General features: G+C 60.3%; 12 protein-coding genes and 7 tRNA genes. 14 read left to right on the top strand and 5 right to left on the bottom strand.

Features of this window, described 5'->3' with window-relative positions; all coding sequences use genetic code 11:
* Positions 1 to 16 precede the first annotated feature (16 nt).
* The 3 genes from HS968_RS15095 (at position 17) to HS968_RS15085 (ending at position 3,621) form a co-directional block, all read left to right on the top strand.
* Positions 17 to 1,198, top strand: a complete 1,182-nt coding sequence (locus tag HS968_RS15095; RefSeq protein ID WP_182366865.1) for a DegT/DnrJ/EryC1/StrS family aminotransferase — start codon at positions 17 to 19, stop codon at positions 1,196 to 1,198.
* Between the two features lie 22 nt (positions 1,199 to 1,220).
* Entirely contained in the window at positions 1,221 to 3,203 is a 1,983-nt protein-coding gene (locus tag HS968_RS15090; protein ID WP_182366863.1) for a polysaccharide biosynthesis protein, read from the top strand.
* Positions 3,204 to 3,297: 94 nt separating this feature from the next.
* A complete protein-coding gene (locus HS968_RS15085) occupies positions 3,298 to 3,621 on the top strand; it encodes a ComEA family DNA-binding protein (RefSeq protein ID WP_182366861.1) in 324 nt (107 codons plus the stop codon).
* Positions 3,622 to 4,066: 445 nt separating this feature from the next.
* Here the strand turns inward: HS968_RS15085 and HS968_RS15080 are convergent.
* Both HS968_RS15080 and HS968_RS15075 read right to left on the bottom strand, forming a co-directional pair.
* Positions 4,067 to 4,142, bottom strand: a tRNA-Asn gene (locus tag HS968_RS15080).
* A 219-nt stretch (positions 4,143 to 4,361) separates the two neighbouring features.
* Positions 4,362 to 5,558 (bottom strand): amino acid aminotransferase, encoded by a 1,197-nt coding sequence (locus HS968_RS15075; RefSeq protein ID WP_182366859.1) that lies wholly within the window; start codon positions 5,556 to 5,558, stop codon positions 4,362 to 4,364.
* Positions 5,559 to 5,803: 245 nt separating this feature from the next.
* Here HS968_RS15075 and uvrB point away from each other — a divergent pair, with 245 nt between their 5' ends.
* The gene (gene uvrB, locus HS968_RS15070) at positions 5,804 to 7,819 is read left to right on the top strand and encodes an excinuclease ABC subunit UvrB (protein ID WP_182366856.1); all 2,016 of its coding nucleotides are present in this window, start codon (positions 5,804 to 5,806) and stop codon (positions 7,817 to 7,819) included.
* Positions 7,820 to 8,162: 343 nt separating this feature from the next.
* Here uvrB and HS968_RS15065 read toward each other — a convergent pair whose 3' ends face one another.
* Both HS968_RS15065 and HS968_RS15060 read right to left on the bottom strand, forming a co-directional pair.
* The gene (locus tag HS968_RS15065) at positions 8,163 to 9,656 is read right to left on the bottom strand and encodes an MDR family MFS transporter (RefSeq protein ID WP_182371629.1); all 1,494 of its coding nucleotides are present in this window, start codon (positions 9,654 to 9,656) and stop codon (positions 8,163 to 8,165) included.
* A gap of 49 nt (positions 9,657 to 9,705) precedes the next feature.
* Positions 9,706 to 10,755, bottom strand: a complete 1,050-nt coding sequence (locus HS968_RS15060) for an HlyD family secretion protein (RefSeq protein WP_182366853.1) — start codon at positions 10,753 to 10,755, stop codon at positions 9,706 to 9,708.
* A gap of 107 nt (positions 10,756 to 10,862) precedes the next feature.
* On the opposite strand from HS968_RS15060, the gene HS968_RS15055 reads away from it, so the two are divergent.
* From HS968_RS15055 to HS968_RS15010, 10 genes are all read left to right on the top strand, one after another.
* A complete protein-coding gene (locus tag HS968_RS15055; RefSeq protein ID WP_106740358.1) occupies positions 10,863 to 11,783 on the top strand; it encodes a LysR family transcriptional regulator in 921 nt (306 codons plus the stop codon).
* A gap of 33 nt (positions 11,784 to 11,816) precedes the next feature.
* Entirely contained in the window at positions 11,817 to 13,298 is a 1,482-nt protein-coding gene (gene gltX, locus HS968_RS15050; protein ID WP_182366850.1) for a glutamate--tRNA ligase, read from the top strand.
* 185 nt (positions 13,299 to 13,483) lie between these two features.
* Positions 13,484 to 13,559, top strand: a tRNA-Ala gene (locus HS968_RS15045).
* 60 nt (positions 13,560 to 13,619) lie between these two features.
* Positions 13,620 to 13,695: transfer RNA gene (locus HS968_RS15040), tRNA-Glu, on the top strand.
* A 49-nt stretch (positions 13,696 to 13,744) separates the two neighbouring features.
* Positions 13,745 to 13,820 (top strand) — tRNA-Ala (locus HS968_RS15035).
* A gap of 48 nt (positions 13,821 to 13,868) precedes the next feature.
* Positions 13,869 to 13,944: transfer RNA gene (locus tag HS968_RS15030), tRNA-Glu, on the top strand.
* Positions 13,945 to 13,991: 47 nt separating this feature from the next.
* A tRNA-Ala gene (locus tag HS968_RS15025) sits at positions 13,992 to 14,067 on the top strand.
* Positions 14,068 to 14,113: 46 nt separating this feature from the next.
* Positions 14,114 to 14,189, top strand: a tRNA-Glu gene (locus tag HS968_RS15020).
* 234 nt (positions 14,190 to 14,423) lie between these two features.
* A complete protein-coding gene (locus HS968_RS15015; protein ID WP_182366847.1) occupies positions 14,424 to 14,963 on the top strand; it encodes a TetR/AcrR family transcriptional regulator in 540 nt (179 codons plus the stop codon).
* A 23-nt stretch (positions 14,964 to 14,986) separates the two neighbouring features.
* The gene (locus tag HS968_RS15010; protein WP_182366844.1) at positions 14,987 to 15,826 is read left to right on the top strand and encodes an alpha/beta hydrolase family protein; all 840 of its coding nucleotides are present in this window, start codon (positions 14,987 to 14,989) and stop codon (positions 15,824 to 15,826) included.
* Here the strand turns inward: HS968_RS15010 and HS968_RS15005 are convergent.
* Complete coding sequence (locus tag HS968_RS15005; RefSeq protein WP_238338847.1) at positions 15,796 to 17,658, bottom strand: sensor domain-containing diguanylate cyclase; 1,863 nt, start codon at positions 17,656 to 17,658, stop codon at positions 15,796 to 15,798. The genes HS968_RS15010 and HS968_RS15005 overlap by 31 nt on opposite strands.
* Between the last annotated feature and the right edge of the window lie 132 nt (positions 17,659 to 17,790).

Below are 17,790 nucleotides of genomic sequence, written 5' to 3'. Positions count from 1 at the left end.
AAATAGAGATCTCTTTGTGTTGAATAGCCCTTTTTCTCCTTGGCCGTCCTTTTCCGTCGAAGAAGCGGATGCCGCTCGAGATGTCATTCTTTCCAATCGAGTCAACTATTGGACGGGCGATCAATGCCGGCAGTTCGAGCGAGAGTTCGCCTCGTGGGTTGGCGCACGCTATGCCGTGGCATTGGCGAACGGCACCGTGGCTCTGGATCTGGCTCTCAAGGCTCTGGGGATCGGTTCGGGAGATGAGGTCGTGGTAACGCCCCGGACGTTCCTGGCTTCCGTTTCATGTATCGTCAATGCAGGGGCTATCCCGGTATTTGCCGAAGTGGATCCTGACTCACAGAACATTACAGCAGAAACGATCAAGGCGGTTTTGACACCTCGTACCAAAGCTGTGATCTGTGTGCATCTTGCGGGTTGGCCCTGTGATATGGATCCGATCATGGCCCTTGCCGAGAAGCACGACCTGAAGGTCGTCGAGGATTGTGCGCAGGCCCATGGTGCCTCTTACAAAGGGCGCTCGGTCGGAACTATCGGTCATGTGGGGGCCTGGTCGTTCTGTCAGGACAAGATCATGACCACCGGGGGTGAGGGCGGCATGGTCACGACCGATTGCCCTGATCTGTGGTCACGAATGTGGTCGTTCAAGGATCATGGAAAGAGCTGGGAGGCGGTCTACGAACGTGAACATACGCCTGGTTTTCGCTGGCTGCATGAGAGTTTCGGTACCAACTGGCGGATGATAGAAGTCCAGGCCGTTATTGGTCGTATTCAGCTAGACAGGATGCCGCTCTGGCACTCTCGGCGATTGGCCAACGCCCAGCGTATATGGGCTGCGGCAGGCGCCATGCCAGGATTGCGAGTGCCTGTCTTGCCAAGTGACATTGGGCATGCAGCATATAAGTGTTATGTGTTCGTCAAGCCTGAAGCTCTTCAAGGCGATTGGTCGAGAGATAGAGTTCTGGAGGCGATCAATTCTCGCGGCGTTCCCGCATTCTCGGGTTCTTGCTCGGAGGTCTACCTGGAGCGAGCATTCGAAGGTACTGGCTGGCGTCCGGAGCCTCATCTGACAGTTGCTCGCGAATTGGGTGAGACCAGCCTCATGTTCATGGTGCACCCAACCTTGACGGATCTGGAATTGGAGAAAACCGTTCAGGTGTTGGGGGATGTCATGTCTGAAGCGGTGAGCGGTAAGTGAATGCAATCCGAAGGACAGAAGGATGAGTAACTCAATAGATCGAGTGCGCCAGGTATTGCTGGAGCTTCCTCGGGGCAGGAAACGCCTTCTTCAGGTCATGGTCGATGTGCTTTTGCTATGGCTCGCACTCTGGCTGGCATTTTTTGTGCGTTTGGGAACATCGGTACTGATTGATCCTTTTGGGGAGTACCTGTGGTTATTCGTTGCCGCTCCGGCGACAGCAATTCCCTTGTTCGTGCGCTTTGGCCTTTATCGCGCGGTTCTGCGTTATTTCAGCAGCGCGGCGCTCATGACGATATTCAATGCGATCAGTTTATCGGCGCTTCTATTGGCTGTTGTGATCTACTTGATTCAGCCTGAAGAACTGATGCCTCGATCGGTTGTATTCATCTATTGGGCAATCTCTTTGCTGTTCGTTGGTGGGCTGCGTCTGCTCATGCGCCAGTACTTTAGCGGTGAGTTGTTCCCGCCCGGTCGTCAGTCGGTTCAGTCGGTCAAGGTGGCGATATACGGCGCGGGGGCTGCGGGAAATCAACTGCTCTCTGCATTGCGCATGAGTCACAGTATGAAACCGGTGGCCTTCATTGACGATGATGTCAGTTTGGGCGGCAGGGTTATCGCTGGAGTCAAGGTCTATGCCCCGAAGCATGTTGGGCGGATGATCGAAGAGACCGGAGCGCGTGAGCTGCTGCTGGCTATTCCTTCTGCATCCCGGGCCCGTCGGCGGGAGATCCTCGCCGCTCTTGAATGCCACCCCCTGCACGTGCGCAGTATCCCTGGATTCATGGATCTCGCCAGCGGGCGAGTGAAGGTCGAAGATCTTCAGGAAGTCGATATCGCCGACCTCCTGGGCCGCGACGCAGTACCTCCGCGCCAGGATTTATTCCAGCGCTGCATCAAGGATCAGGTCGTTCTGGTAACCGGTGCTGGTGGTTCCATTGGTTCGGAGCTGTGTCGGCAGATTCTCGCCAGCGGTGCGCGAACCTTGCTGCTCTTCGAACACAGCGAGTTCAACCTCTACAGTATCCATGGCGAGCTGCAGCAGCGTATCGATCGGGAGTCGCTGCCGATCAAGCTGGTGCCGATTCTGGGTTCTATCCGTAATGTCGAGCGTTTGTTCGACATTCTGCAGACCTGGCGCGTCAACACCGTTTATCACGCTGCCGCCTACAAGCATGTGCCAATGGTCGAGCATAACGTTGCTGAGGGTGTACTCAATAACCTGGTCGGTACGCTCAATGCCGCGCAGGCGTCGATCAAGGCGGGTGTTGCTAATTTTGTTCTGATCTCTACCGACAAGGCGGTGCGGCCTACAAATGTGATGGGTAGCACCAAGCGTCTGGCTGAGATGGTTCTGCAGGCATTGAGTCGTGAGTCTGCGCCGTTGCTGTTCGGTGATGAATCAGGTGTTCATCATGTCAACAAGACCCGTTTCACTATGGTGCGCTTCGGTAATGTGCTTGGTTCTTCTGGGTCGGTTATTCCGCTGTTCAGGGAGCAGATCAAGCAAGGTGGGCCGGTGACGGTGACTCACCCGAATATCACGCGCTATTTCATGACGATCCCTGAGGCGGCACAGCTGGTCATTCAGGCTGGTTCGTTAGGGCTGGGTGGTGATGTGTTCGTGCTGGATATGGGGGAGCCAGTGAAGATCGCCGATCTTGCTGAGAAGATGATTCGGCTGTCCGGCTTGAGCGTGCGTGATGAGTGTAACCCACATGGTGATATCGCCATCGAGTTCACTGGTCTTCGGCCTGGTGAAAAACTCTATGAGGAGTTGCTGATCGGCGAGGATGTAAAGCCGACTGAGCATCCGATGATCATGCGTGCCGAGGAGGACATGCTGCCTTGGGAGGGGCTCAAAACGCGCTTGCAGGGGTTGCTGGATGCAGTCGATGAGGATGATTACGCCCGTGTGCGTCTCCTGTTGCGTGAGGTGGTGCATGGTTATGTGCCGGAGGGTGAGATTGTCGACTGGATTCACCTCAGAAACCGGGAGCGTTGAGACGTCGATTTGACAGCTGGAAGATAGCGTCTAGGTTGATTCAAGTGGGGTTTGAAACCTCACTGGGATCTACTTACGACAAAGGAATGCAATCATGCTAAGACTCAGCCTATCTTCCGTCCTGTTCGCTGTTCTCGCTTCTTTCTCTCTGGCTGCAGCCGCAGCTGAAACTCCGAAAACCGAAAGTGCCAAACCGGCTACTGTTCAGGTGGCGCAGGTTGCTGTGGTCAATCTGAATACCGCTGATGCTGCAACCTTGCAGCGCGAGCTTTTGGGTATTGGAGCGACAAAGGCGCAAGCGATTGTGGCTTACCGAGAGGAGCACGGTAATTTTGCCTCGGTCGATGAGTTACTTGAGGTCAAGGGTATCGGTGAGGCGACGCTAGAGAAAAATCGCGATAAGTTGAGTGTGAACTGACGCCGGGCGGCGTTTCCATATGGGCCGGTCTTTTGACCGGCCTTTTGCGTTTTTGGCGTGCAAGAAATTGTTGTGTGGAGGAGTCGGTGCGCATGGCGCCCCCTACGGAGCGTCGCGTTTTTGAGGTCGTAGTAGGTGAATAGCTCGGTACAATAAATGAGCTAACGAAACCCTGAAAAAGCTCCACGCCGCCACTCTCGTGAATGTGCGAATCCAGGTGCTGCGGGGGCTGGATTATCCCTTTTGGGCCAGCACAAGCTCTGTTCAGCGATGAAGTCGCTGTCCCGCCTGCGCGGGAATAGCGACTATTTCAGACCATCCTTAAGTGATGACCTCGACAGTACAGCCCCGAAGGGGTGAGCGAAGCGAATAACCTGGGACATAGTCCCAGGTGAGAGTCCACAGGCAATAAAAAACCCAGCGCTTAGGCTGGGTTTCTTGAATTTGGCTCCGCGACCTGGACTCGAACCAGGGACCCAATGATTAACAGTCATTTGCTCTACCGACTGAGCTATCGCGGAACAACGGCGCGTATGTTACTGATTAAAAAAGAGAAGTCAACACTTTGGTATGACTTCTACGTTGCTACGATTCGGGCGTTCAGCAGGGGGGGCGTAGGAGGGGCTTTAGCCGCGACAGCCATCTGCCTGCAATAGATCGCGGCTGAAGCCCCTCCTACAGCGGCGTCGTGGTATGACGCATGCGGCGTATGGGCCGGCGTTTTTGTCTATCGCAGAGGCTTACAGCACGGCGTGGATGGCGCGGGTGACGCTATCCAGGTTGCCGTTGTTCAGCGCGGCGACGCAGATGCGGCCGGTGCCGACGGCGTAGATGCCAAACTCTTCCTTGAGGCGTTCCACTTGCTCCACGGTAAGGCCGGAGTAGGAGAACATGCCGCGTTGCTCGGCAACGAAACCGAAGTCGCGCTTGGCACCCAGTGCCGCCAGTTGCTCGACCATGGCCAGGCGCATGCTGCGAATGCGGTCGCGCATTTCGCCCAGCTCGGCTTCCCACATGGCGCGCAGCTCGGGGCTGTTGAGCACGCTGGCGACCACGGTGGCGCCGTGGGTCGGCGGGTTGGAGTAGTTAGTGCGGATCACGCGCTTGAGTTGCGACAGTACACGGCTCGATTCTTCGCGGCTGCTGGTGACCAGCGACAGGGCGCCGACACGCTCGCCATACAACGAGAACGATTTGGAGAAGGAGCTGGATACGAAGAATTCCAGACCCGACTCTGCGAACAGGCGCACGGCTTCGGCGTCCTGGTCGATGCCGTCACCGAAGCCTTGGTAGGCGATGTCGAGGAAGGGCACGTGCTCACGCTCGCGCAGCACTTCCAGCACGGCTTTCCAGTCTTCCAGTTGCAGGTCTACGCCGGTGGGATTGTGGCAGCAGGCATGCAGCACGACGATGGAGCGCGCCGGCAGGTTGCGCAGGTCTTCGAGCATGCCGCCGCGGTTCACGCCGTTGCTGAACGGATCGTAGTAGCGGTAGTTCTGCACCGGGAAACCGGCGGACTCGAACAGGGCGCGGTGGTTTTCCCAGCTCGGGTCACTGATGGCCACGGTGGCGTCTGGCAGCAGGCGCTTGAGGAAGTCGGCGCCGATCTTCAGGGCACCAGTACCGCCCAGGGCTTGGGTGGTGATCACCCGGCCGGCTTCGATAAGGGCTGCGCCCTTGCCGAACAGCAGTTCCTGCACAGCCTTGTCGTAAGCGGCGATGCCTTCGATCGGCAGGTAGCCACGCGGAGCGTGAGCCTCGATGCGCGCTTTTTCGGCTTCTGCGACGGCGCGCAGCAGCGGAATTCGCCCCTCTTCGTTGTAGTAGACGCCCACGCCAAGGTTGACCTTGGTCGTGCGGGTGTCCGCGTTGAATGCTTCGTTGAGGCCCAGGATGGGATCGCGCGGAGCCATTTCGACGGCAGAGAAGAGACTCATGATGGGTGCGGCAACTCGAGTGAGGGGTGGGTGGCCAGGCGTCCCCGACAAAAGCGCTAGGGGGCGCGTAAACGGGACGTTAGTATAACGACCCTGAATCCAGGGGGCGACAGCGCAAAGCCCTGAATTAAGGCCTTTTGCCAGGTAATTTGACTTTGCCTGACGGTATCGCCAGATCGCCCTGCAATTCATGGCTTTTGACGCAGTCCGAATGGATACGTCACAGCCATTTGTCGAGGTGCTGCATGTCCGAGTTTCAGTTGGTGACCCGCTTCAAACCTGCTGGCGATCAGCCCGAGGCGATTCGGCAGATGGTTGAGGGGCTGGAAGCCGGTCTGTCGCACCAGACCCTGCTTGGCGTGACGGGCTCGGGCAAGACCTTTTCCATTGCCAACGTGATTTCCAAGGTGCAGCGTCCGACTCTGGTTCTGGCGCCGAACAAGACCCTGGCGGCGCAGCTCTATGGTGAGTTCAAGGCGTTCTTCCCGAACAACGCGGTGGAGTATTTCGTCTCTTACTACGACTACTACCAGCCGGAAGCCTATGTGCCGTCGTCGGATACCTTCATCGAGAAGGATGCGTCGATCAACGACCATATCGAGCAGATGCGCCTATCGGCAACCAAGGCGCTGATTGAGCGCAAGGACGTCATCGTGGTCTGCACCGTATCCTCGATCTACGGCCTGGGCAGCCCCGAGGAGTACCTGAAAATGGTGTTGCACCTCGATCGTGGCGACAAGATGGATCAGCGCGCATTGCTGCGCCGCCTGGCTGAGCTGCAGTACACGCGCAATGATATGGATTTTGCCCGCGCGACGTTTCGTGTGCGCGGCGATGTGATCGATGTATTCCCTGCAGAGTCGGACCTGGAGGCCATTCGCGTCGAGCTGTTCGACGACGAGGTGGAGAGCATCAGCGCTTTCGATCCGCTCACCGGTGAGGTGATCCAGAAACTGCCGCGTTTCACCTTCTATCCGAAGAGTCACTACGTCACGCCACGCGAGACGCTGCTGGAGGCGGTGGAGCACATCAAGGTCGAGCTGCAGCAGCGCCTGGAATACCTGCGCGGCGCGAACAAGCTGGTGGAGGCGCAGCGCCTGGAGCAGCGCACGCGCTTCGATCTGGAAATGATCCTCGAACTGGGCTACTGCAACGGCATCGAAAACTACTCGCGCTATCTCTCTGGTCGTCCGGCAGGTGCGCCGCCACCCACTCTGTACGACTACCTGCCCGACGAAGCACTGCTGGTGATCGACGAATCCCACGTCTCGGTGCCGCAGGTTGGTGCGATGTACAAGGGCGACCGTTCACGCAAGGAGACGCTGGTGGAATACGGCTTCCGCCTGCCTTCGGCGCTGGACAACCGGCCGATGCGTTTCGAGGAGTGGGAGGCGGCCAGTCCGCAGACCATCTTCGTTTCGGCGACGCCTGGGCCTTATGAGGCGGAGCATGCCGGGCGCGTCGTCGAGCAGGTGGTACGGCCGACAGGCTTGGTCGACCCTCAACTGGAGGTGCGTCCTGCGCGTACCCAGGTCGACGACCTGCTGTCGGAGATCCGTTTGCGTGTGGCTGTGGGCGAGCGCGTGCTGGTCACCACCTTGACCAAGCGCATGGCGGAAGACTTGACCGACTACCTAGGCGATCACGACGTCAAGGTGCGTTACCTGCACTCGGATATCGATACCGTCGAGCGCGTGGAGATCATTCGTGATCTGCGTCTAGGCGCTTTCGACGTGCTGGTGGGGATCAACCTGCTGCGCGAGGGGCTGGATATGCCAGAGGTGTCACTGGTGGCGATCCTCGATGCGGACAAGGAGGGTTTCCTGCGTAGTGAGCGTTCGCTGATCCAGACCATCGGCCGTGCGGCGCGTAACCTCAACGGCAAGGCGATTCTCTACGGCGACAACATCACGGGCTCGATGCAGCGTGCCATCGATGAAACCGAGCGCCGCCGCGCCAAGCAGATCGCCTTCAACGAGGCCAATGGCATCGTGCCCAAGGGCGTGCAGAAGGACGTCAAGGACATCCTTGAAGGCGCTGTGGTGCCTGGCGCGCGCAGCAACAAGCGCAAGGGCATGGCCAAGGCGGCGGAGGAGCGCGCGCGTTACGAGAACGAACTGCGTTCGCCGAGCGAGATCACCAAGCGTATTCGTCAGCTGGAAGAGAAGATGTACGCCCTGGCGCGTGATCTAGAGTTCGAGGCCGCCGCGCAACTGCGCGACGAGATCCAGAAGTTGCGGGATCGGTTGTTGCAGGTTTGACGCCAGGGGCCGAGCAGCCAAGCCATTCCCGGATTGCATCCGGGCTCTGTTGGAGGCGCTTTCGACTCTGGCATCCTGCTTCGTTCTACCTCCTGCATCCATGCAGTCGTAGCGGCGACGGTCGCGGCTGAAGTCCCTCCCACGGTTCTACGTGTCCCCGTGCTTGGATCATGTCTTATCGATCCATTGCCTCGGCGGATGCAAAAAATGGCATCCACTCTGCGACTGAATTCGCGGCTGAAGCCGCTCCTACGGATGAGGCGCCAGCGTAGGCTGGATCACGCTTCATCGATCAGCATCTGGTGGATGCAAAAAGCGACATCAGCCTTAGGTGATAGGCGCGTTAATGCGCTGCGCCACCGCCCGCCATGTTCTGCGGCAGCTTTCGTGTCAACAGGATCGCCAGCATGCTCACTGCCAGGGCGATGCCAATGAAGTGGAAGGCATCGTTGTAAGCCATGATGATCGCTTGTTCATGGACGATCTGGCTGAGCTTGGCCAGCGCTGCCTGCTCGCTGCCCAGTGTCTGCGTCAGCAGGTGCAGGCGTTCCTCTACCTGTGGGTTGGTTGGCACGATGGATTCGCGCAAGTAGTCGAAGTAGACCTTGGCGCGGGCATCCAGCAGGGTAGCGAGCAGGGCGATACCGATGGCTCCACCCAGGTTGCGTAGGATGTTGAACAGGCTGGAGGCCGAGCCAGCGTCCTGCGGCATGATATAGGCCGTAGCGATCAGCGAAACCGTGACCATCACCAGCGGCTGGCCCAGCGCGCGGACGATCTGGATGTGCTGGAACTGTTCGCCCGCGAAGTCCGGGTTGAGCACGCCGGAGAAGAAACTCGCCGCGCCGAACAGGGCGAAGCCCAGGGCGCACAGCCATTTCGGCGAGATGATCTTCATCAGCTTGGGCACCAGAGGGATCAGGAATAGCTGCGGCACGCCCATCCACATGATCACTTCGCCGATCTGCATGGCGTTGTAGCCCTGGATTTGCGCCAGGTACAGCGGCAGCACGTAGATCGATCCATAGAGTCCGACGCCGAGCCCCAGGCTGGAAATGCTGGCCAGGCCGAAGTTGCGTTCGCGCAGCACGCCTAGGTTGATCAGCGGGTTGGGCCGGGATATCTGCAGAATGACGAACAGGATCAGGCTGACCAATGCCACGCTGCCCAGGCCGACGATCAGTTGCGATTCCAGCCAGTCCTTGCGATGACCCTCCTCGAGAAAAACCTGTAGACAACCCAAGCCCATACCCAGGGTGACGATGCCGGCGTAGTCGGTGGTCTTCAGCAGCTCCCAGTGCGGCGCCTTTTTCTCCAGGCCATAGAGCAGGCCGGCGATCATCAGCAGGCCAGGCGGCACGTTGATGTAGAAGATGTACTCCCAGCCCCAGTTCTCGGTCAGCCAGCCACCCAGTGTCGGGCCGATGGAGGGGGCGAAGGTTGCCGTGATGGCGAACAGTGCCATGCCCTTGGCGCGGTGGTGTTCGGGGAGCTTGATCAGCGTCATGGTGAACGCCAGCGGGATCAGCGCGCCGCCGGTGAAACCCTGCAGGGCGCGGAACACGATCATGCTTTCCAGGCTCCAGGCCAGGGAGCACAGCAGCGAGGCGATCAGAAAACCTACCGACACCCATACGGCCAAGCGGCGTGCCGAGAGCAACTGCACCAGCCAGGCAGTCAGCGGGATCATGATGATCTCGGCCACCAGATAGGACGTGGAAATCCACGAACCTTCCTCAAGCGTTGCGGACAGCGCGCCCTGGATGTCCTTCAGCGAGGAGTTGGTGATCTGGATATCCAGCACTGCCATGAAGGCGCCGAGCATGGCGCTCATCACGGCGATCCAGTCACGGCGGCTGGGTTCCGCCGTCGGGCGGATCAGCGCATCACCCGCCATGGCTGTCGTCGCTGCGCAGATCCACGGTGACTTCCACCGACATGCCGGGACGGATCAGCCCGCGCAACGGATTATCGGCGGCGAAGGTCAGCTTGACCGGGATGCGTTGCACCACCTTGGTGAAGTTGCCGGTGGCGTTGTCTGGCGGTAGCAGGCTGAACTGCGCGCCGGAGGCGGCGAACAGGCTGTCGATGCGGCCTTCGATAGGCGTATCCGGATAGCTGTCGAACAGTAGTTCGGCCTTCTGCCCCGGGCGCATGCGGCCGATCTGGGTTTCCTTGAAGTTGGCCTGGATCCAGATGTCCTGATCCGGCACAAGCGACAGCAGGTAGGCGCCGCTCTGTACCACCTGGCCTTCGCGTGCCGAGCGCTGGCCGACGAGGCCGCTGATCGGCGCATGAATCTGCGTGCGCGCGAGATTGAGGTCGGCCTGTTCCAGGTCGGCCTGGGAGGAGAGGATCAGCGCGTCCAGGCGCTTGAGTTCGGCTTCCAGGCTGGCAACCTGTTGCCGTTGCGCCTGCAGGTCGGCTTGAGCCTTGGCTACCTGCGAGCGGGCCACGCGGTTGTCGGCGGCCAGCGTGGTCACGCGTTCTTCGGAGACATAACCCGGCTTGCGTAGGGTCTGGGCGCGGCCCAAGTCGAGCTTGGCGCGTTCGAGGGTGGCCTGGCTGGCAGACACGTCGGCCTGGCTGGCGGCGATCAGGCTGGCCTGCTGGTCAAGCTTGCTCTGCGCCTGGGTGCGTTCGGCCTGATGGGTTTCCAGTGCGGCGAGGGCGCGCTGGCGGGCCAGGCGGAAATCGGCGTCTTCCAGTACCGCCAGGAGCTGGCCGGCCTCTACATGCTGGTTATCGCGCACCAGCACTTTTTCGATGCGCGCATTCAACTGGCTGGAGACCCGAGTGATCTCGCCCTGCACATAAGCGTTGTCGGTACTTTCATGGTAGCGACCGACCAGCAGCCAATGGGCGAGCAGGGCGCCGGCAATCAGCACCAGCAGGATCACGAAGACGAAAAGGCGACGTTGCAGTTTGGCGGGCATGCTTGAGGCTCGAGATGCGGCAGGGAAATGTAAGTAAATTTAACAGTGTTCCCTTTGCGCTAGTAGACTCTAGGCCTGGCATGCTTTGTTGCGTATGAGGAACAATCATGGGGCTGGATGATGCTTTGATTTTTACCCGGGTAGTGGATTGCCATAGTTTCACGCAGGCCGCGACCAGCCTGGGTATGCAGAAATCGACGGTGAGTCGGCGTATCGCACTGCTTGAGGAGCGCCTGGGTGTGCGTCTGCTCAATCGCACCACGCGCAAGTTGCGCCTGACCGAAGTGGGGCAGGCTTACTACGAACGCTGCCGGCAGATCATGCTCGACTTCGCCGAAGCCGAGCAGGCGGTGATGCAGTTGCAACGCGAACCCTCCGGATTACTGCGCATTACTTCACCGATCGAGTTTGGCCAGCTTTTTCTCGGGCGCGTGCTGGGTGAGTTCATGCGCCAGTACCCGCAGATCGACGCCGAGGTGGAGTTGACCTCGCGCTTGGTGGATCCGCTGGAGGAGGGCGTGGATATCGCCATCCAGGTCGGCCAACCGCAGGATTCCACCCTGATCGCGCGCAAGCTGTTCGAAAGCGGTCGACGCCTGTGTGCAAGCCCTGCGTACCTCGCTGCGCACGGTACACCGCGTAGCGTCGCCGAGCTGGAGGGTCATCGGGCGATACTGTTGCAGCACGACGCGCCGCGTTACTGGCCGTTGCTGGGTGAGCATCTGCCGTGTCAGCGGGTGATGACCTGCAACAACATCACCTTTGCCCGTGAGGCGACGCTGGCGGGCGCCGGGATTTCCGGGTTGCCGGTGATGATCAGCGAAGAGGCGGTGCGCAGCGGCCGCCTGGTCGAGCTGCTGCCTGAGGCGCGCTTGCCGGTAGGTGAGGTGTATGCCATCTACCCGTCGCGGCGCTTCCAGGCGATGAAGGTCAAGACTTTCCTCGACTTCCTCATCGCCAGCTTGCCGATCACCCGCGGCGGGTTGCTGGAGCCAGGGGCCGCCGGCCTGCTAACATCGCCCGCTTGATTCAAACCTCGTGTCTTCCATCCGAGAGCATTCATGACCACCGTCCGTACCCGTATCGCGCCATCGCCAACCGGCGACCCCCATGTCGGCACCGCCTATATCGCGTTGTTCAACCTGTGTTTTGCCCGTCAGCATGGTGGCCAGTTCATCCTGCGCATCGAGGACACCGACCAGGTTCGTTCCACGCGTGAGTCCGAACAGCAGATTTTCGACGCGCTGCGCTGGCTGGGTATCGAATGGGACGAAGGCCCGGACGTTGGCGGCCCGCACGGCCCGTACCGGCAGAGTGAACGTGGCGAGATCTACAAGAAGTACTCCGATGAACTGGTCGGCAAGGGCCATGCCTTCCCGTGCTTCTGCTCCGCCGAGCGCCTCGATGAAGTGCGCGCGCAGCAGATGGCCAACAAGGAAACCCCGCGTTACGACGGGCACTGCATGCACATGGAGCCGGCCGAGGCGCAGCGTCGCATCGCTGCGGGCGAGTCCCATGTGGTGCGCATGAAGGTGCCGAGCGAAGGCGTTTGCGTGGTGCCGGACATGCTCCGTGGCAATGTCGAGATCCCATGGGATCGCATGGACATGCAGGTGCTGATGAAGGCCGATGGCCTGCCGACCTACTTCCTGGCCAATGTGGTCGATGACCACCTGATGGGTATCACTCACGTGCTGCGTGGCGAAGAGTGGCTGCCGTCCGCGCCCAAGCTGATCAAGCTATACGAATACTTCGGTTGGGAGCAGCCGGCACTGTGCTACATGCCGTTGCTGCGTAACCCGGACAAGAGCAAACTGTCCAAACGCAAGAACCCGACCAGTGTGACGTTCTACGAGCGCATGGGCTACCTGCCGCAGGCCATGCTCAACTACCTGGGGCGCATGGGCTGGTCGATGCCGGACGAGCGCGAGAAGTTCTCGCTGGCCGAGATGATCGAACACTTCGACATCAACCGTGTGTCGCTGGGCGGGCCGATTTTCGATCTGGAGAAGCTGTCCTGGCTCAATGGCCAGTGGCTGCGTGAGCTGCCTGTGGAAACCTTCGCTGCCGAAGTGCAGAAGTGGGCGCTCAATCCTGAATACCTGATGAAGATCGCACCGCACGTGCAGGGCAGGGTGGAAACCTTCAGCCAGATCGCACCGCTGGCCGGTTTCTTCTTCTCAGGTGGTCTTAACCTGGACGCCAAGCTGTTCGAGCACAAGAAGCTCTCTGCTGATCAGGTGCGCCAGTTGATGCAACTGATCCTGTGGAAACTCGAATCGTTGCGTCAGTGGGAAAAGGAGCGCATCACCGGTTGCATTCAGGCCGTGGTCGAGCACCTGGAGCTGAAGCTGCGTGATGCCATGCCGCTGATGTTCGCTGCCATCACCGGTCAGGCGAGCTCGGTATCGGTGCTCGATGCGATGGAAATCCTTGGCCCGGATCTGACTCGTTTCCGTCTGCGCCAGGCGCTGGAGCTGCTGGGCGGCACCTCGAAGAAGGAAACCAAGGAGTGGGAAAAGCTGCTGGCAGCCATCGCTTGATGCCTTCGTAGGGCACGCCGTGCGCACCGAGTGTCGTGCTGTTGAGCATCGGTGCGCATGGTGCACCCTACGAGACGTCACGCGACCCTAAGTAATTGTTCTAGTGGCAAAAACTTTGGGCTAGCAGGAAAAATGTTGTTGACAGGCAATCGGGGCGCTCTTAACATGCGCCCCGTCCTCGAGATGGGGCTATAGCTCAGCTGGGAGAGCGCTTGCATGGCATGCAAGAGGTCAACGGTTCGATCCCGTTTAGCTCCACCAATCTCGGCTCCTTCGGGAGTACCAGAATCGATGTGAGTCGGTTCACGATCAGGGTCTTGCGTCCCCTTCGTCTAGTGGCCTAGGACACCGCCCTTTCACGGCGGTAACAGGGGTTCGAGTCCCCTAGGGGACGCCACTATTTCCAGCCGCAGCGCTTAGGCGTTGCAGCCAGACCGAAAGGTTTCGGGGCTATAGCTCAGCTGGGAGAGCGCTTGCATGGCATGCAAGAGGTCAACGGTTCGATCCCGTTTAGCTCCACCAAACACTGACAAGGCCAGCTTAGTGCTGGCCTTGTTCTTCGAAGGTTTTGTCCCCTTCGTCTAGTGGCCTAGGACACCGCCCTTTCACGGCGGTAACAGGGGTTCGAGTCCCCTAGGGGACGCCATTTTCCAGTCGTAATGTGCAAGCGTTACGAACCGACCGCAAGGTTCCGGGGCTATAGCTCAGCTGGGAGAGCGCTTGCATGGCATGCAAGAGGTCAACGGTTCGATCCCGTTTAGCTCCACCAACCACACAAGGCCAGCCTAGCGCTGGCCTTGTCGTTCGAAGGTTTCGTCCCCTTCGTCTAGTGGCCTAGGACACCGCCCTTTCACGGCGGTAACAGGGGTTCGAGTCCCCTAGGGGACGCCATTTTTCTTGCCGCATTTGCGGAACCAGGGGCTACTTCTTCGGAAGTGGCCCTTTTTTATTGCCCGCCGTTTCTGCTGCCAGTGATGCCAGTGCGCTTCTGTGTTGTTCGTGGCTCGTGGCCGGCGCTTTCATATTGCAGTGCTGGCTTTATTCGCCCTGGCTGGCGCTTGGGCGTCGTCTTGCCTTTTAATATGATGAATGTAATATTACTTTCATCATATGAAGGGCAATGCCATGAGTGAGCGCAAGACTGAAACTCGCCAACGCATTCTTGAGGCTGCTAGTGGCCTGCTTGTGGAGCGCGGTCCCGCTGATCCGGCTGTAGCGGAGGTAATGGCTGCCGCCGGGCTTACGGTCGGCGGCTTCTATGCGCATTTCGCCAGCAAGGATGCCCTGATGCTGGAGGCCTTCCGCCAGCTATTGGCGCGCCGCCGTGATCGCCTTGCTGCGGTCGACGCAGGTCTCAATGGTGTGGAGCGCCGGGCGTTGCTGGCGGCTTTCTATCTTTCGCGCAAACACCGCGATGCACTCGATGAGCGCTGCCCCGTACCCAGTTCGATCGGTGAGATCGAGCGCTTGCCGGAGGGCTTTCGCCAGGCGCTTGCAGAACATGTTCAGTTGCTGGCGGCACAAATGAGTGAGACGCCGGAGGAGGCTGACATCGCGTTGGCTGATCTGGCTTTGATGGTGGGTGGCCTGGCTTTGGCCAGGGCGTTGGGGCCAGGTGAGCTGTCCGATCGCCTGCTGCGTTCTGCCAAGTCGGCGATCAAATGAAATCAGGTGCGTAGGAGAGTGCGATGAACCAGATGATCTGGGTGCGTGGTGTCAATGCGGCATTGGGGCGACTGGTTCCGCAAATGTTGGCGGGCCGTTTGCGTGAGCGCTTCATGACGCCGCGCAGCTTGCCGCCTCGGGACTGGGAGCTGCCGCTGCTGGCCAGTGCCGAACGCATCACGCTGCGCTTCGGCCTGTCGGCGCTGCGTTGGGGGAGTGGCCCCACCGTGTTGTTGATGCATGGCTGGGAGGGGCGGCCGACGCAATTCGCAAGGCTGATCAGTGGCCTGGTGGAGGCGGGTTATGGCGTCGTGGCACTGGATGCGCCGGCGCATGGTCGATCGCCGGGGCGAGAGGCGAATGTGGTGTTGTTCGCCAGGGCGCTGCTGGAAGCGGCCAGCGAGTTGCCGCCGTTGCATGCGGTAATCGGCCACTCCATGGGCGGAGCCAGTGCATTGCTGGCGACGCAGATGGGTCTGCGTACTGGTGCTTTGGTGAGCATTTCAGCGCCGAGCAGGATTCTTACCATGTTGCGTGGTTTCGCCCGTTTCATGGGGTTGCCGGTCCGGGCGCGTGAGCATTTCATCAGCCAGGTGGAGCGCACGGCAGGAATTCCGGCCGCACATCTCGACGTGCAGCGCTATCAACTGCAGTTGCCGGGTTTGATCGTACATGCCGAAGATGATCCGCTGGTGCCGGTGGGCGAGGCGGAGCTGATTCACCGGGCCTGGTTCGATAGCCAGCTACTACGCCTGCCTGCAGGTGGTCATCAACGTTTGCTCGGTGACCCGCAGGTGCTGCAGGCGGTGCTCGCTCTGCTCGGAGAGGTGCGTCAGGCGCCGTCCAGGGTGCTGGCTTCGTAGCTGGCAACACGGTTGCGCCCGGCCGCCTTGGCGCGGTAAAGGGCTCGATCGGCCAGGTCGAGCCAGCTTTCGCCGCAGTCCGGGGCGTCGGGGATTCCCGCATGCAGGCCGATGCTGATACTCAACGGGATCGACTGTTGCTGGTAGAGGCAGGGGTGGCGGGCCAGGTCGTCACGCAGTTGTTCGGCCAGATCGAGTGCGCCAGTCAGGTCGGTGCTGTCGAGCAGGGCGACGAATTCCTCTCCGCCGAAACGTGCCAGCAGGTCGCTGCTGCGCAGGCGTTGCTGGATGCGTTGGGCGGCGTGGCGCAGGCAGGCGTCTCCGGCGAGGTGGCCATAGCGGTCATTGACCTGCTTGAAGTGATCCAGATCCAGCATCAGTACGGCCAGCGATTGGCGGCTGCGTTCGGCACGGGCGCAGGCGCGCGCCAGCTCCTCACTCAGTGTCTGGCGATTGAACAGGTTGGTCAGGCCGTCACGGCGATTCAGTTCGGCCAGACGCAGGTTGGCGCTGGACAGCTGTTGCAGCGTTTCCTCCAGCGCTGCCGTGCGCTCCTTCACGCGTTGTTCCAGGTTCTCGCTGATCTGCGTTTGCAGCTCCAGGTGTTTGGCCTGCTCGCTGCTGAGCTGGCGCGCCTGGGTGATCAGTTTGGCCTGGGCCATGCGCTCGGCCTCCTGCACCTGGCGGATACGGGCAGCCAGGGCGATGGAGAAGACCGTCATCTCGATCACGCCGCCGATCTGTTGGGCATGTAGCGTCAGCAGCGAATAGGGCAGTACGCCTGTTCCGGTGAGGATGCTGGCCAGGCTGGCGCTGATCAGCACGAACCAGCCCAGAGCGAACAGGCGTGCCGCAGCGTAACCGGCACGCCAGCGCAGCAGGGTGATGACGAAGGCGGCGAGGGCGCAGGCGACGATGAGCACGAAGCTGGCGATCAGTGCCGGCTGGTAGGGGCCGAGCAGGGCCATGACCAGTACCAGCCAGGCGCAGGCTTTCAGGCTGTGAGCGACCCGGCGATAGGCGGCGGGCGCTTCACGCAGCGCCAGCACGCCATAGGTGAACTGGATGCCGAACAAGGTGGCCAGCGCCGAGCTGAGCGGGAAACTCAGCTGCTGCCAGGTCAGGGCGTTGGGCCACAGCCATTGGAAGGCAAAGCCGAGCTGGATGAACTCATAGAGACTGAAGCTGGCGACGAACAGGCAGTACCAGAGGTAGTTGCGGTCGTGGGTGATGCAGAAGATCGACAGGTTGTAGACGAACATCCCCAGCAGCGCACCGAAGAACAGCCCCTGAAACAGCAAGCTGCGCTGCTCCTGGTGGTCGAAGGCCTCGTGGGTCATCAGGCTGGCGCTGAGGTTGGCCGAGCCGTTGGTCTGCATGCGTAGCCAGATCCGTCGTTGTTCGCCCGCGGCCACAGTCAGCGGCAGCACCAGTTGGCGATGTTCGACCCAGCGCCAGTCGAACGGTCGCTGGTCGCCGGATCGATACACGCGTTCACCGTCCAGGCCGTAAGCATCCAGCTGATCCAGCAGTGGATTGCCGATCAGCAGTACCCAGTTCAAGGCGCGGGCGTGAGGGTTGTGCACATCCAGGCGCAGCCAGTAGGTGCTGCTGTCGTAGCCAAAGCTGGCATCGCGTCGGCCCACTGCCTGCCAGGCTGAATCGGGCAGGGCGCGCACCGTCTGGAAATCGCTATCGCCTTGCGGGTCTTTCCAGAGCTGCATGTAAGGGCCGGGCAGAACCTGGGTCTGTCCAGCTGGCAACGGCAGGCTGTCCGCCCAGGCGAGAACGGGTAGCAGCAGAAGCATCAGTAAGCGCAGGGTGGCAGTCAATTGCTCGGTTCTCATGTGCTCGGGCGAGCGCGGTGCAATTATGGCGCGCCGACCAGATGCGATGAAAGAGCGGCGCTGCAGAGAAAAAAACAGCGGCGTATCATGCGCGGCATTGGCGGGGGAGTCCGCCCG

Origin of the sequence: Pseudomonas berkeleyensis (genome assembly GCF_014109765.1) — a bacterium.
GTDB lineage: Bacteria > Pseudomonadota > Gammaproteobacteria > Pseudomonadales > Pseudomonadaceae > Aquipseudomonas > Aquipseudomonas berkeleyensis.
This window is presented reverse-complemented; position numbering and strand designations above follow the sequence as displayed.